This is a genomic window from Solimonas terrae (assembly GCF_011067135.1).
Lineage (GTDB): Bacteria > Pseudomonadota > Gammaproteobacteria > Nevskiales > Nevskiaceae > Solimonas > Solimonas terrae.
Map to the genome: position 1 here is coordinate 86092 of NZ_JAAMOW010000011.1, position 14076 is coordinate 100167.

The 14076-nt window shown below is 67.9% G+C and carries 10 protein-coding genes; 7 read left to right on the forward strand and 3 right to left on the reverse strand.

Going from position 1 to position 14076, the window contains the following annotated elements; all coding sequences use genetic code 11:
* Nucleotides 1-15 precede the first annotated feature (15 nt).
* The 5 genes from G7Y85_RS18995 to G7Y85_RS19015 all read left to right on the forward strand — a co-directional run bounded on the left by G7Y85_RS18995 (nucleotide 16) and on the right by G7Y85_RS19015 (nucleotide 8637).
* Entirely contained in the window at nucleotides 16-2517 is a 2502-nt protein-coding gene (locus G7Y85_RS18995; RefSeq protein WP_166261225.1) for a tetratricopeptide repeat-containing protein, read from the forward strand.
* Nucleotides 2518-2598: 81 nt separating this feature from the next.
* A complete protein-coding gene (gene rlmKL, locus G7Y85_RS19000) occupies nucleotides 2599-4842 on the forward strand; it encodes a bifunctional 23S rRNA (guanine(2069)-N(7))-methyltransferase RlmK/23S rRNA (guanine(2445)-N(2))-methyltransferase RlmL (protein WP_166261227.1) in 2244 nt (747 codons plus the stop codon).
* 1052 nt (nucleotides 4843-5894) lie between these two features.
* Nucleotides 5895-7202, forward strand: coding sequence for a sensor histidine kinase (locus tag G7Y85_RS19005; protein WP_166261229.1), 1308 nt, complete (start codon nucleotides 5895-5897; stop codon nucleotides 7200-7202).
* A gap of 10 nt (nucleotides 7203-7212) precedes the next feature.
* Nucleotides 7213-8160, forward strand: coding sequence for a response regulator (locus tag G7Y85_RS19010; RefSeq protein WP_166261231.1), 948 nt, complete (start codon nucleotides 7213-7215; stop codon nucleotides 8158-8160).
* Nucleotides 8161-8280: 120 nt separating this feature from the next.
* Entirely contained in the window at nucleotides 8281-8637 is a 357-nt protein-coding gene (locus tag G7Y85_RS19015) for a hypothetical protein (protein WP_166261233.1), read from the forward strand.
* Here G7Y85_RS19015 and G7Y85_RS19020 read toward each other — a convergent pair.
* Nucleotides 8625-10088 (reverse strand): capsular polysaccharide export protein, LipB/KpsS family, encoded by a 1464-nt coding sequence (locus tag G7Y85_RS19020; protein WP_166261235.1) that lies wholly within the window; start codon nucleotides 10086-10088, stop codon nucleotides 8625-8627. The genes G7Y85_RS19015 and G7Y85_RS19020 overlap by 13 nt on opposite strands.
* Nucleotides 10089-10360: 272 nt before the next feature.
* Between G7Y85_RS19020 and G7Y85_RS19025 the strand changes: the two genes are divergently transcribed.
* Entirely contained in the window at nucleotides 10361-10765 is a 405-nt protein-coding gene (locus tag G7Y85_RS19025; RefSeq protein ID WP_166261237.1) for a hypothetical protein, read from the forward strand.
* A gap of 291 nt (nucleotides 10766-11056) precedes the next feature.
* Here G7Y85_RS19025 and G7Y85_RS19030 read toward each other — a convergent pair whose 3' ends face one another.
* The gene (locus G7Y85_RS19030; RefSeq protein ID WP_166261239.1) at nucleotides 11057-12775 is read right to left on the reverse strand and encodes an alkyl sulfatase dimerization domain-containing protein; all 1719 of its coding nucleotides are present in this window, start codon (nucleotides 12773-12775) and stop codon (nucleotides 11057-11059) included.
* Nucleotides 12776-12914: 139 nt separating this feature from the next.
* Here G7Y85_RS19030 and G7Y85_RS19035 point away from each other — a divergent pair, with 139 nt between their 5' ends.
* Nucleotides 12915-13286, forward strand: a complete 372-nt coding sequence (locus G7Y85_RS19035; protein WP_166261242.1) for a VOC family protein — start codon at nucleotides 12915-12917, stop codon at nucleotides 13284-13286.
* Between the two features lie 100 nt (nucleotides 13287-13386).
* On the opposite strand, the gene dcd is transcribed toward G7Y85_RS19035, so the two are convergent.
* Nucleotides 13387-13950 (reverse strand): dCTP deaminase, encoded by a 564-nt coding sequence (gene dcd, locus G7Y85_RS19040; protein WP_166261245.1) that lies wholly within the window; start codon nucleotides 13948-13950, stop codon nucleotides 13387-13389.
* Between the last annotated feature and the right edge of the window lie 126 nt (nucleotides 13951-14076).

Here is a 14076-nt window from a genome sequence, read left to right on the forward strand (position 1 = left end):
CTGCGGCGAATCATAATGGCTGCCTGGCTGTCGGTCGAAACGGGGGATATGGGCAACAGCACGACACTGTCGACGGCGGGCACGACGATCCTGCCACTGCGCGACTGGCTGGCCGTGCATCTGCGCGCCGATGCCGGAGCGCGGCGCCTGCGCGTCGGCGCCTGCGGCCACTTGCTGTTGAGCCGCAGCGAAGCCCGCCGTGCACGGCGCCAGCTCGTCGAACAGGTCCTGCCGACGCTGATTGCCGACGGCGCGACCCGCCTGTCGCTGTTCGTCGGCATGGCCCCCGGTGCCGACATGCTGTTCCTCGAAACCGCTGCCGACTGGCTGCGCGAGCGCGGTCTGCCGTTCGAGATGACCGCGCTGCTGCCGGTGCCGGTCGACAACCTGATCAACGACTGGGTGCTGCGCGCGCAGGACGAGCAGCGCCAAATCGCGCGCAGCGCGCGCGCCGCGCTCGCGGCCGAAGCCGAATCGCTGTTGCAGCGCTGCACGACCATCGTGCCGCTGTATCCGGAATCCATCGACGCCGGCAGCCTGAGTTCGCGTGCGTTCCGCCAGCACCAGTACCGGCGACTGGCGGCGATCCTCGCCCAGCACGCCGATCACGTCGTCGCGATCCTGCGGCCGCTGGCCTCGCTGGAACCCGGCGGCACCGCCGAAATCGTCACCTGGCGGCGCAACCCGGCGAGCATTCCGCCCGATCTGCGCCTGCATGCCTCGCACTGCGCGAGCGAGCGACCGGTTCACATCGTCGACCCCTCGCAAAGCGACCCGGTGCGGGCGATCCCCGCCGGCCCGATCGAGGACGACGAGCTGAGTCGCGTCCTGCACAGCGCCGAGCTTGCGCGCAGCGCAGGCAACGAACTGGCCTGCAACGACATCGTCTATCGCGCGCTCAAGAGCGGCCTGCGCTCGCGCCGGCTCGAATACCTGCGCATCCAGGCGCTCGCCAATACCGGCAACGTGCGCATGGCGCTCGACCGCTACCTGAGCCTCGACCTGCACGACGACGAATTGGACGAGGACTGGCTGGCGCTGCGCGGCCGTCTCGAAAAGGACCTGGCGCTGACCGGCAGCGGCGGTGCAGCGCAGTTCGCGCGCGCGGCCAGTGCCTATCGCGAAGCCTATCGCCGCCACGGCGGCTCATACAGCGCGATCAATGCCGCGTCGATGCTGATGCTCGCCGGACGCCGCGCCGACGCGCGCCGGCTGGCAAAGGCCGCCATCCGGCGTACGCGCGCGGCAAGCGACGAAATCGGCCGCTTCTACGCGCTGGCCACCGAAAGCGAAGCCGCGCTGCTGCTCGGCGATCTGCGCGCCTGCCGGGAAAAGCTCACGGCCGCCAATCGACTGCTGCGCGACGATGTCGGGCGGCGCAGCCGCACACGCCAGCAGCTGCGCACGCTGTGCCTGAGGCTCGGCCACGATCCGGCGCTGCTCGACGCCTTGCAACTGCCGCCGCTGGTCCTGTTGCTGCCCGGCAAGGGCGCGGCCGACTGCCGCGACATCGTCCTGCCGCCGCTGCTGCGCCGGCTCGTTCACGATCGCGCCCTGCTGCACGTCGCACTGAGCACGCCGTTCGAGCTCAAGCTGTGCGAACAGCTGATCGCACATGGCGCGCGCCTGTACCTGACCCTGCCGACTGCCGCCGGCGAACTCGCCCGGCAATGGCGCGGTCGCGAGGCCGGCGCACCGCATCGCCTGCAGCGCGTGCTCGACGCAGCCGAAGGCGTGGCGACCTTGCGCGGCTTCCTGTACGCGGAAACCGCCTGGGCCGCAGCCGAGGCGGCGCTGATGAACCGCGGGCTGGCGCGGCTCAGTGCCGAGCGCCTCGGTCTGAAGTTGCAGCAAGTCGACTGCCTGGGCGGTGCGGCACTGCGTTGCCGTCGCTTCGCAGGCGAAGCGCCGAGCTGTGATCCACCCGGCACGGCGGGCAGCGAGCGGCGCATGGTCGGACTGATCTTTGCCGACTTCGCCAGCTTCCGCCGCCTGCGCGATCCGATGTTCCCGCGCTACTACCGCGAGATCATGCAAATGCTCGCCGACCTGCTCGACCGCCACGCCGCGAAAGTGCTGGTGCGTCAGACCTGGGGCGATGCCCTGCACGTGGTCACCGAAGACGCCGCCAGCGCCGGACACATCGTCGCCGACATCCAGCACGAGATCGAACAGCGGCGCCTGCGCGACGACGGCGTACTCGGCGATCTGGAACTGCGCATCGCCGCGCACTACGCACCCGCCTATTCGGGCATCGATCCGGTCGAGGAAAAACTGACCTACTACGGCTCGCAGCTGTCGTTCGCGGCGCGCATCGAGCCGGTCGTGCCACCCAGCATGATTTACGTTACCGAGGCGTTCGCCGCACGCGTTGCGCTCGAGGCGCCGGACGACTTCACGCTCGACTACGCCGGCGAAGTGGAGTTCGCGAAGCAGTTCGGGACCTATCGGCTGTACTCGCTGCGACAACGCGACCAGTGCAGCTCGCCCCGGGGCCTGTCTCGCCTTGCGACGTGAAACAGGACGCCGGCCGGGCACCGGATGCCGGCCGTATGCAAGGCGCGCTGCTGCAGGACCCCGGCTCTGAGATAATGCCGCATGTATTCCCTTCCCCTCTTCGTCACCTGCTCGCGCGGCGTCGAACCGCTGCTGGTCGCCGAGCTCGCCGCGCTCGGCGTCGGCGAGGCACGCGAGGCGCGTGGCGGCGTGGCCGGCAAGGCGACGCTGGAGACTGCGTATCGCGCCTGTCTGTGGTCGCGGCTCGCGAGCCGCGTGCTGCTGCCCCTGAAGACCTTCGAGCTGGGTGACGCGCAGGCGATCTACGACGCAGCGCAAACCATCGACTGGCCGGACGTGTTCGCCGCCGGCAGCAGCTTCGCGATCGAAGTCGCCGGGCGCACGCCGGGCATCGCCAACACGCACTTCGCCGGCCTCAAGCTCAAGGACGCGATCGTCGACGGCTTTCGCGCCGCGGGCTTCGAGCGGCCGAACGTCGATACCGAGCAGCCGGATATCCGCCTGCATCTGCACCTCGATCGTGAACAGGGCTCCCTGAGCCTCGATCTGGCCGGCGAGAGCCTGCACCGCCGCGGCTACCGCGCGCGCGGCGTCGAAGCACCGCTCAAGGAAAACCTCGCCTGCGCGATCCTCGTGCGCGCCGGCTGGCCGGAGGTGATGGCCAACGCCGACGCACCGCTGCTCGATCCGATGTGCGGCTCCGGCACGCTGCTGATCGAGGGCGCATGGCTGGCCGCCGATGTCGCGCCCGGCATCCTGCGTTCGCGCTGGGGCTTCGAGGCCTGGCTCGATCACAAGCCGGCGGTCTGGGCGCGGCTGGTCGAAGAAGCCGGACAACGACGCGCCGACGGCCTCGCCAAACTCGCGGCGCGCTTTCACGGCAGCGATCTGGAACCGCGCGCGATCACCGCCGCGCGCGCCAACGCCGAACGCGCCGGTCTGAACGGCAAGCTGATCCTCGGCATCGGCGACGCGATCGCCGCGCGGCCGCCGGTCGCGACGCCGGGTCTGGTGGTCACCAATCCGCCGTACGGCGAGCGGCTCGCCAACGATGCCGAGCTGGTCAAGCTGTATTCGCTGCTCGGCGTCTCGCTGAAGCAGCATTTCGGCGGCTGGCATTTCGGCTTCTTCACCGCGCGCGACGACCTGTCGCCACGGCTCGGCCTGCGCGCCGAGAAGATCTCGTCGCTGTACAACGGCGCGATTCCCTGCAAGCTGCTGCGCTTCGAGATCGCCGCGGCGGCGCCTGCCGTCAACGGCGCAGCACCGGTCGTCGAGGCGGCCGACGATTTCGCCAACCGCCTGCGCAAGAATCTCAAGCATCTCGGCAAGTGGGCGAAGCGCGCCGGGGTCAACTGCTGGCGCGTCTACGACGCCGATCTGCCGGAGTACGCGGTCGCGGTCGATCTTTACGAGACCGTCGACGGCGAACAGCACGCGCACGTCCAGGAGTATGCGGCGCCGAAGAGCGTCGATCCGCAGCGCGCCGAGAAGCGCCTGCGCGGCGCGCTGGCCGGCGTGCAGTCGGTGCTCGACATTGCGCCGGCGCGCCTGCACTACAAGCTGCGGCAGTCGCAGAAAGGCACGAGCCAGTACCAGCGCCAGAACGACAACGAACGCATGTACGTCATCGACGAACATGGCTGTCGCCTGTACGTGAATTTCGACGACTACCTCGACACCGGCGTGTTTCTCGATCACCGACCGATCCGCAAGCGCATCCAGTCCGAGGCCGCCGGCAAGCGCTTTCTGAACCTGTTCTGCTACACCGGCGCGGCCAGCGTGCATGCTGCACAGGGCGGCGCGGCAAGCACGCTGTCGCTGGACATGTCGAACACGTATCTGGAATGGGCACAGCGCAATCTGCTGCTCAACGATCACCACTCGAAACGCTTTGACCGGCCACCACCGCCCGGCCAGCGCCTGACGCAGCACAGCCTGGCGCGCGCCGACTGCGTGCTGTGGCTGGAAGAACGCGCGAAGCTGCCGACACCACCGCAGTTCGACCTGATCTTCCTCGACCCGCCGACCTTCTCGAACTCGAAGAAGATGGAAGGCACGCTCGACGTCCAGCGCGATCACGGCCGCCTGATCCGCGACACCATGGCGCTGCTGGCACCCGGCGGCACGCTGTATTTCTCGACCAACCGCCGCAGCTTCAAACTCGACACGCTGATCGAGGGCCAGTTCGATGCGCGTGACATCACCGCACAGACGCTGGACGAGGATTTCAAACGACCACCACCTGCACATCGCTGCTGGTCGATCAGGCGGCATGCGGGAAAGCCGATGAGCCCGACCGCAGGGATCGTCGAGATCGACTGAGGGCTGCCGGTGCTTGCAGGCCAGTCGCTCGCGGCAGGCACCCCACCTCACCCAACCCTCTCCGCCCCGCTGGCGGAGAGGGCTCGATCGTCGGGCCGACTGGGGGTGGCAACGCGCCGGTCGATCGAGCGGCGCACCAGCAAGCCGACGGACCGGACCCGTCGCTATCGCTGGGATCGTCGCAATCACGGGGATCGTCGGGATCGGCCGAGGGCCGTTTCTCCTTGCGGGCTTGTCGCGCGTGGCAGGCACCCCACCTCACCCAAGCCTCTCCGCTCCGCTGGCGGAGAGGGCTCGATCGTCGGGCCGACTGGGGGTGGCAACGCGCCGGTCGATCGAACGGCGCATCGGCAAGCCGACGGACCGGACCCGCCGCTATCGCTGGGATCGTCGGGATCGACTGAGGGTCGTTTCTCCTTGCGGGCTTGTCGCGCGTGGCAGGCACCCCACCTCACCCAAGCCTCTCCGCCGGCGGAGAGGGCTCGACCGTCGGGCTGACGGGGTGGCAGGCACGCACTTCACCGGACCGAGGGCCGACGCCGGTGGCCCTCTCCGCCCGGGCGGAGAGGGTTGGGTGAGGTGGGGCGGTGGCTGACTGCAGCCGGCAGCCGTCGCCTGCCTCCACTCTCGACTCTCGACTCTCGACAACAAACCACAACGCATACCCCACCAGCCGCAGTCCGCAGTCCGCAGTCCGCAGTCCGCAGTCCGCAGTCCGCAGTCCGCAGTCAGTAAACCCGGAAACTCGGAAACCGGAAACCGGAAACCGGCAAGCAGTATCCGTGACCCACGATGGGCGATGGGCGATGGGCGATGGGCGATGGGCGATGGGCGATGGGCGATGGGCGACCGATGATCGCCAACCTGCCTCCTGCCGCCCGCAACCTGCGACTCGCCAGTCGCCATTCGCCACTCGCCAGTCGCGACCCGCAAGCTGCGCCCCAGGACGCGCCACCCAGGACCCAGGACCGTGATCCGCGACGCCCGGAGGAGCAGCGCCTTCAACAATCCGCCACAAGAACTTCACATCGCGTGTTTACGCTCGCGCGCCGATGAATGCTCCTTTGCGAAGCGGTTCCGAGTCGCCTGCCGATCTGGCGCGTCTGCGACTCGATGTCGCGCCGCTTGCCCCCACCGCGACGGTGGACGCGGCGGCAGAAGCCTTCCTGGAAGCGGCGAATGCGCGCATGTTGTGCCTGCCGATCGTCGCCAACGGCCGCGCGGTCGGCACGATCAGTCGTCATACCCTGAACAACGTGTTCCTGCGGCGCTTCGGCCGCGAGCTGTACGGGACGCGATCGGTGACGACGCTGATGAACGCCGAGCCGATCCGCGTGTCGCTGAGCGCCCCGCTTGACGATGCGGCACGCTTCGTCGCCGCCCGGCTCGGCGCACCGATCACCGAAGACTTCGTGCTGGAAGACGACGGCCGCTATGCCGGCATGGGCGTCGCGGTCGACTTGCTGTCGGCACTGCAGCAGCGCGTCGACTCGGCGTTCACGGCGCTGAAGGCCTCGCAGGCGCAGCTCGTGCAATCGGAAAAAATGGCGTCGCTCGGCCAGATGGTTGCCGGCGTCGCGCACGAGATCAACACGCCGCTCGGTTACGTGCGCAACAACGTCGAGATGGTCGCGAGCCTGTTCGAGGACGGCGTGCAGACCCTGGGCGAGCACCACAAGCTGCTCGACATGCTGACGGCCGACGATCTCGACGAAGCGGCGCTCGCGAAGCAGATCGCACGTTGCAGCGATCTCGGCGCCTCGCTCGCCGACCCGGAACTGCTGGCCGATACGCGTGCGCTGCTGCGCGACACCCTGCACGGCGTCGACACGATCAAGGATCTGGTCGTCAACCTGCGCAACTTCTCGCGGCTCGACCAGTCGCGCGTCGCCGAAGTCTCGATCAACGACTGCATCGACCAGACCCTGGTGATCGCCCACAACGCGATCAAGCACCGCCTCGAGATCATCAAGCGCTACGGCGAGAACCTGCCGGCGGTGCGCTGCTCGCCGTCGCAGATCAACCAGGTGCTGCTCAATCTGATCACCAACGCCGGTCAGGCGGTCGGCGAAGACGGCGGCAAGCTGTTGCTGAAGACCGAGGCCGACGCGGACTGGCTGCGCATCCACATCCAGGACAACGGCCGCGGCATCGCGGCGGAACATCTGGCGAAGATCTTCGATCCTTTCTTCACGACCAAGCCGGTCGGCCAGGGCACCGGCCTGGGCCTGTCGATCTCGCAGCAGATCGTGCAGGCGCACGGCGGCACGATTCACGTCGTCTCCGAACTGCAGCGCGGCACCAAGTTCGTCATTTCGCTGCCGCTGCGCGCGGCATCCGAATCCGCCCTCGCCGCCTGAAGGACGAAACATGAGCAAGCCGACCCTGCTGCTGATCGACGACGAGGAACGCATCCTGCGCTCGCTGGCGATGCTGTTCCGCGGCCAGTACGACCTGCTCGCCACCACCGATCCGGGCGTGGCGCTGCGCGCCGTTACCGAGCAGCGCGTGCACGTCGTCGTCAGCGATCAGCGCATGCCGCAGATGCGCGGCGCCGAACTGCTCAAGCAGGTGCGTGCACGCTCGCCGCAGACCATGCGCATCCTGCTGACCGGCTACTCCGAACTCGATGCCGTGGTGGCGTCGGTCAACGAAGGCGAAATCTTCCGCTTCGTCAACAAACCCTGGGACGCCGCCGAACTGCGCGACACCGTCGCGCAGGCCACGAACATCTCCGCGTCGCTGTTCGCTGCCGGGCCGGCCGCGCCGCCGGAGCCGCTGCAGACCGAAACCGGGCAGTTCGTCGCACCGGAAGTCGCACGCCCGGAAACCATCCTGGTACTCGACGACGACGCCGAGATCTATCACGCCGTGCAGGACATCGTCGGCACGTCGCAGCCGGTGATCTGGGCGCGTGACCTCGATCAGGCGCTCACCGCGCTGGAGCGCGAAGCCATCGGCGTCGTGGTCTCGGAGCTTGCGGTCGCCAATCACAGCGTCACCGGCCTGCTGAAAATGCTCAAGGCGGAACGGCCGGAGATCGTCACGATCGTGCTGACGCCATTCGCCGACGTCTCGGTGTTCATCGGCCTGATCAACCAGGGCCAGGTCTATCGCCTGTTGCCCAAGCCGCTGCGGCGCGGCGCGTTCAGCATGAGCCTCGCCAGCGCCCTGCGGCATCATCGCGTACTGCGCAGCGCACCGGCGCTGCGCGCCGCGCATGCCGTCGAGACCATCAAGGCCCCGGAGGAAGTCAGCGTGGCGACGCGCGTGATGGGCTTCCTCAGTCGCATGCGGCGGGCCGGCGCCGCCACCTGAAATCCACGCGCCGATCCGGCGATCGCATCCGCTGATCGGCTCTGCGATGGCAAGCATCGTGCAGGTGTCTAGGCTGAAGTCATCAACTTCCGCCGCAGGGATTCATTCCCGGGACCTTTCATGCGCTACCTGCTTGCCCTCGCCGCCATCGCCGCCTGTCCGGCCTACGCCGACACGCCGTCGACCAGCGTCAGCCCGCAACACCTGCAGCAGGCGGCGACGCTCGCGGGCGACTATCGGCAGTGTCTGCAGGACACGCTCGGCGACCGCTACATCAACGTCGGTTCGCGTGATCCGCTGCAGCTCGCGGCGGAAGTCGAGAAAAGCTGCGAAACCCGACTCACGCCGGTCAATCAGTATCTGTCGACCATGGGGTACACCCAGCCGGTCGTCACCCAGACGGTGGTCGAACTCAAGGCGATGGCCGATGGCGCCGCGATCGCCTACGTGCACCGCATGCCGCGCTATCGCTTCTGATACCTCGTCGCCGCCGGCTGCAGGCCCGCCGCTGCGGGCAACTCCGCAACGCAGGACCGCACCTCGAAAGCGGGCGTCGCGACGGCCACGCGCGGCCGTGCTGTTGCCGCAAGCGCCGCCTTCTCCGCCGCGGGGCGCTGCAACGGCGAACTCGCGCGCTTCAACAACTCGCCGATCCGTTCGGCCACCGCAAGCAGGCTGCGCTCGCTGAAGTCCTGACAGCTGCCGAAGGTCAGGAATTTCGAATGGACATAACGCAGGAATGCGCGGCGACGCTCGCGATCGGCGGGGCGTGACAAGGCCCGCGCCAACACGTCCGGCAGCTCGTCCAGTCTTCGAACCGGCTCCACCAGCCCGGGCACCGTGTAGAAATTCCGCCCCAGTGTCACCACGGGCTTGTCGTACAACAACGCCTCGAAGCCGACCGTCGAATTGACCGTGACCACCGCCGCCGCGTTCGCGAGCAACGCGGTGACGGGCGTGCGGGAACAGAAGCGTACCTGCGGATAGCGCTTCGGCAGATCGCGATAGCGGTTCTGCACCTGCGGAAATTCGCCGGGATGGAATTTGACGACCAGCCGCAGCCGCGGATCGACCGCGGGCAATGCGGCGTCGAGCGCAGCCAGCAGGCGCTCCATGTCGTTGCCGACCAGCGGCGAGTGCAGGATCAGCTGCGAATCGTGGCGCACCTGGAACGGCAGCAGCACATAGTGCGGGGGCAGCGCAGCGGCCGGATCGGCGTTGTCCGCGCGGCGCATCGGCGCCAGGCTGCCGCCGCGCGCCTGGTACCAGAGCTTGAGCGAGCGCCGGATGCGCGTCGCGGTGTCGAGTCGGTACACGGGCGGCAGGCGCCCCTCCTTCACGCGCATCGGCCGTCCCGCCTTGTAGTGGGCGATTTCAAGATCGAGCGCGCGATCGAGCTGCCGATCCGGCGGCAGCTGCGCCGCACCGCGGGCCACGAGTTCGCTGATCGACGAGCGGAAATTGACGCCCTCGAGGTCGAGCTGCAGCGTGCCCGGAAAGTAGCCGTGCTCGCCGAAGATCACCGGGATGCCGCGGCGGCGCGCGAGATAAGTGGCGAGCGCACCGCGCAGGTGCGACCCGTTCCAGAGCAGGACCGCATCGACCCGCCTGCGATCGACGAACTCGGACAGTTCCGCCAGCAGCCGCCGCGCCTTGGCCAGTGCCGGCTTCTCGCGCAGCGCAAGCTGCTTTTGGCCGACCGCGACGCGCAACTCGGCATCGCTGATCGGGTATTCACGATCCAGCGGCCGCGGATCGGCCGGAAACAGCGGCGCGTCGACGGCCTCGACATAGCGGCGGACGATCCCGCGCCGGGCGTAGTAGACACACTCGACCGTCGGCCCGAGAAAGCGGCGAATCTCGAGGAAGAAGGGCGTCCTGCGCAGCCCCGGCTCGACAAAGCCCAGTCTGATCGGCTTGCTGCTCATTCGCCGCAGAGTATCGGAGCGGCTTCTTAACGACAGATGAGCGATACGGCGGACGAAAGCGCGCGGTCGGCGGCACCGCGACGCGATCCGGCGATGCAGACGGGCCAGCCGATGTCGACGGATCGCAGCATCGTCCGGCACCTCGCCATGCCGGCACGTCGGGACGCCGGGCACCGCGTCGATCCAGGCGCAATGCCCATCGGTCGGAAACCGGGGACTGCGTCGGTGGGAGGCTCTAAGATGCGCGGCAGGTTCACCGCAACGGAGCTGCCATGATTCGCAAGACCCTCTTCGCCCTCGCCTGCGCCGGCGGTCTGCTGGGCTGCCTGCACGCCGCGGCGGCCGACCCGGCCCCGCAGCGTGCCGCCGCCGAGCCCGGCGAACAGACCTTCAAGTCGACGACGCTGTCGTCGGAAGCCTACGAGCCGAAGACCACGCTGGAAGGAACGCCGCTGCCGAACTGCCAGATCAAGATCGGCGACGACTGGAGCGACACACCGGCGGCGACACTCGACGATTGCGCAAACCTGCTCGACCAGAAGTCACCCGCCGATCCGAAGCCGATGACGACGGCGTACTGGAACAATCTGTACCTGTCGGCGGACGACAAGAACATCTACCAGGCCTCGAAGGAAGAAACCGCGTGGGCGGTGCTGCGCGCGCGCGGCAAGCGCTGAACCGCCGGCCGCGCCAGCCTCTTCCACAATCCACAGAGGGAATCGGCGCATTTCTGCCTCTCGCACCGGTGGGTGAGAGCCGGCGTGAGGGCCGCGTGCAGTGCGGAACCGTCGCCTCCGCGTTCGCGGCTTGCGCCGCTCCTCCGGAAAGAATCCCGCCCGGGTGCGGCTGTCCAGCACTGAATCGCCGGTTGCGCCGCCCTGTCCCGCGGCAGAGGGATACAGCGCGTTTCTCCCTCTCCCACTGGTGGGAGAGGGCTGGGGTGCGGGCCGCGCGAAGCGCGGAATGCGCTACGACGCGTCCGGAACGAACCAGCGCATGAAGCGCACGAAGCCCAGCTTGCTGCCCTTCACCACCGTGAAGTCGCTGGCGATCGTCAACGCCGGATTGCGCAGTTGCGCGAGCATTTCCTTGAAGGTCTGCGCCGACACGCGCACGACGATGTCGGCATCGTCGGTGATCGCCGGCACCACTTCGCTGGCGCCTTGCCGGACGATGTAGGTGTAGCGCTCCGGCACGTCGGTGAATTCGAAGCCGACCTTCAGTGTCTCGTCGCCGCTGGCCTGCGGATCGAGGTTGACGGCCATGCCGTCGAAGAAGCGCGCCAGCGGCATGCGCGCGAGCATCGCCGGCGTCGGTTTGACGACGCGCGCCGGCAGCTTGTACTCGCCCGCCAGCTCGCCGGCGCTGACCTGATACCAGTGCCGCGCATTCGGATTGCTTTCCGCCGCGCCGAGTGCACGCAGCGCCGCGATGCGTGCCTTGCGCACGTCGTCGCGATCCGGCACCACGCGCAGCGCATAGCCGGACAGCTGCAGCACCCATTGATGCTCGCCGCGCGATTCGGCGTCCGTGATCTGCTTCGCCAGTGCATCGATGCCGCCGGCCAGCGCAATCATGTGCCGCGCGGTGTCGTCCGGCGCCAGCGGCTGCAGGCTCGCCGGATCGCCGTCGTACCAGCCGAGCAGGCCGCTGTAGATCTCGCGCGCCGACCACGGCACATTGCCGTAGAAGGTCTGCAGATAAGGTGACGATGCCAGATGCGCCGGCAGCCTCAGCGTCGCGGCGATCTCGTCCGGCGTGCGGCCCTGGTTGATGAGCCGGATCGTCTGGTCGTAGACATAGCGGATCGCGTCACGGTAATCGGTCAGCGCCGCCTCGATCCGGTCGGCACCGACCAGCGGCCGCGTATGGCTCGGCACCAGCACCTCGGCGTGCAGCGCACGCAGCTTGTCGATCGAGTCCGCCCAGGCGCGCGGATCGCGATAGCTGGTGCCGCGGATCGTGTAGAGGTTCGGAAACGCGCGGTAGAAGTTGTCGCCGGACAGCACGATGTGCCGCTCCGGCAGCCACATGAACAACTGGTCGCCGGTCTCGCCCGGCGCATGCACGAGCCGGAAGTGAATGCCGGCGACCGTGTCTTCGAGCTGCTCGTCGAACACGCGCGTCGGCGGCAGCGTGTCGACCGTGCTGTCGGCATGCATGTCGACGAACGGGCCGATGCCGACATTGATCACCTGATCGGCCGGCAGCGGCATGCCGTACATGCGCTGCGAGCGGCGCGTGATCGCGGTCTGCAGCTCGATCGACGTGCGCTGCATGTTCGCCACCAGCTCGCGCTGCGCGTACACCGGCACGTCGCGGCCTGCCGCGAATACTGCCGCGCCGCCGATGTGATCCGGATGCGAGTGCGTGTAGACGATGGCCTTGACCGGCTTGTCGGTGATCTTGCGGAACGCCGCCAGCACCTCGCGCGCCGACTCTGCCGTTTCGGTGGTGTCGACGACGATCACGCCGTCGTCACCGACCAGCAGGATCGAATTGGCGATGCCGTAGCCGATCGCCACGTAGACACCGTCGGCCGGATTGAGAATCTCGCGTTTGAACTCGGCGCTCTGCGCATGCAGTGCCGCCGGCGTGGCGGCAATCGGCGCCGCCTCCGGCGCGTGATGACAGGCCGGCAGGCACAAGACCGCCGGCAGCACCAGCCCCTTGATGAGCTGCTTCATCGTTTCCCCCCACTTCGTTCTGGTTCGCGGCATGCCGGCGCCGCGTCGTTCTTCAGCGGCGAAGGATCGGCCACCTCGCCCGCCGTCGCAAGCCGCCGGCTGCTGATCCATCATGGGCCGGGCAGATCAGGGGAAAACCATGGAACGTGTCATCGGTGTCGGCGGCATCTTTTTCAAATCAGCCAATCCGGACGCGCTGCGAGCCTGGTACCGCCAGCATCTGGGTCTCGACATCCAGGACTGGGGCGGCACGCATTTCGGCGGCGACCCGAATGCCGGCGCGCCGCTGGCATGGAGCATCTTCGACGCGGCCTCGAACAGCTTCGCGCCGAGCAGCGCCAGCTTCATGATCAATTACCGTGTGCGCGACCTGCACGCCGTACTCGCCGCGCTGCGCGCCGAAGGCTGCGAGGTGGACGAGAGAACCGACAGCTCGGACTTCGGCAAGTTCGGCTGGGTCATGGACCCGGACGGCAACCGCGTCGAGCTCTGGGAACCGCCGGCGGCCTAGAATCAACCGCGCGAGCCACCCGGCGAGGGACCCGCGCAGCGGGATCGACGGCAAGGCGAATCGCGGCCGGGATCGCGCCGCCCTGAAGCGAGATCAGGTCTCAGGTCTTGGGGAGCGTGACACCGCGCTGGCCCTGGTATTTGCCGCCGCGATCCCGATAAGACGTCTCGCAAACCTCGTCCGATTCGTAGAACAGCATCTGCGCGACGCCTTCGTTCGCGTAGATCTTCGCCGGCAGCGGCGTGGTGTTGGAGAACTCCAGTGTCACATGCCCTTCCCACTCCGGCTCCAGCGGCGTGACGTTGACGATGATGCCGCAGCGCGCATAGGTGCTCTTGCCCAGGCAGACCACGAGCGTCGAGCGCGGGATGCGGAAATACTCGACCGTGCGCGCCAGCGCAAACGAGTTCGGCGGGATGATGCAGACGTCCGACTTCACATCGACGAACGACTTCTCGTCGAAGTTCTTCGGGTCGACGATCGTCGAATTGATGTTCGTGAAGATCTTGAACTCGTTGGCGCAGCGCACGTCGTAACCGTAGCTCGACGTGCCGTAACTGACGATTTTCTCGCCATTCACATGCCGGACCTGCCCGGCCTCGAACGGCTCGATCATGCCCTCTGCCGCCATGCGGCGAATCCACTTGTCCGATTTGATGCTCACGCGATGGTCCCGGTTGCCGGCGCGCATTGTAGCGGGCACGGTCCACGAAAGCCGCCGACGGGCCCGCCGCTTGCCCGATGGCAGGGACGAGGCTCTAATGAGCCTGAACATCCGATCGGCGAGCCA

What these genes read in the sequence shown, in the direction of transcription:
- G7Y85_RS18995 (WP_166261225.1), top strand. Translation starts at nt 16, where the DNA reads ATGGCTGCCTGGCTGTCGGTCGAAACGGGGGATATGGGCAACAGCACG.
- rlmKL (WP_166261227.1), top strand. Translation starts at nt 2,599, where the DNA reads ATGTATTCCCTTCCCCTCTTCGTCACCTGCTCGCGCGGCGTCGAACCG.
- G7Y85_RS19005 (WP_166261229.1), top strand. Translation starts at nt 5,895, where the DNA reads ATGAATGCTCCTTTGCGAAGCGGTTCCGAGTCGCCTGCCGATCTGGCG.
- G7Y85_RS19010 (WP_166261231.1), top strand. Translation starts at nt 7,213, where the DNA reads ATGAGCAAGCCGACCCTGCTGCTGATCGACGACGAGGAACGCATCCTG.
- G7Y85_RS19015 (WP_166261233.1), top strand. Translation starts at nt 8,281, where the DNA reads ATGCGCTACCTGCTTGCCCTCGCCGCCATCGCCGCCTGTCCGGCCTAC.
- G7Y85_RS19020 (WP_166261235.1), bottom strand. Translation starts at nt 10,088, where the DNA reads ATGAGCAGCAAGCCGATCAGACTGGGCTTTGTCGAGCCGGGGCTGCGC.
- G7Y85_RS19025 (WP_166261237.1), top strand. Translation starts at nt 10,361, where the DNA reads ATGATTCGCAAGACCCTCTTCGCCCTCGCCTGCGCCGGCGGTCTGCTG.
- G7Y85_RS19030 (WP_166261239.1), bottom strand. Translation starts at nt 12,775, where the DNA reads ATGAAGCAGCTCATCAAGGGGCTGGTGCTGCCGGCGGTCTTGTGCCTG.
- G7Y85_RS19035 (WP_166261242.1), top strand. Translation starts at nt 12,915, where the DNA reads ATGGAACGTGTCATCGGTGTCGGCGGCATCTTTTTCAAATCAGCCAAT.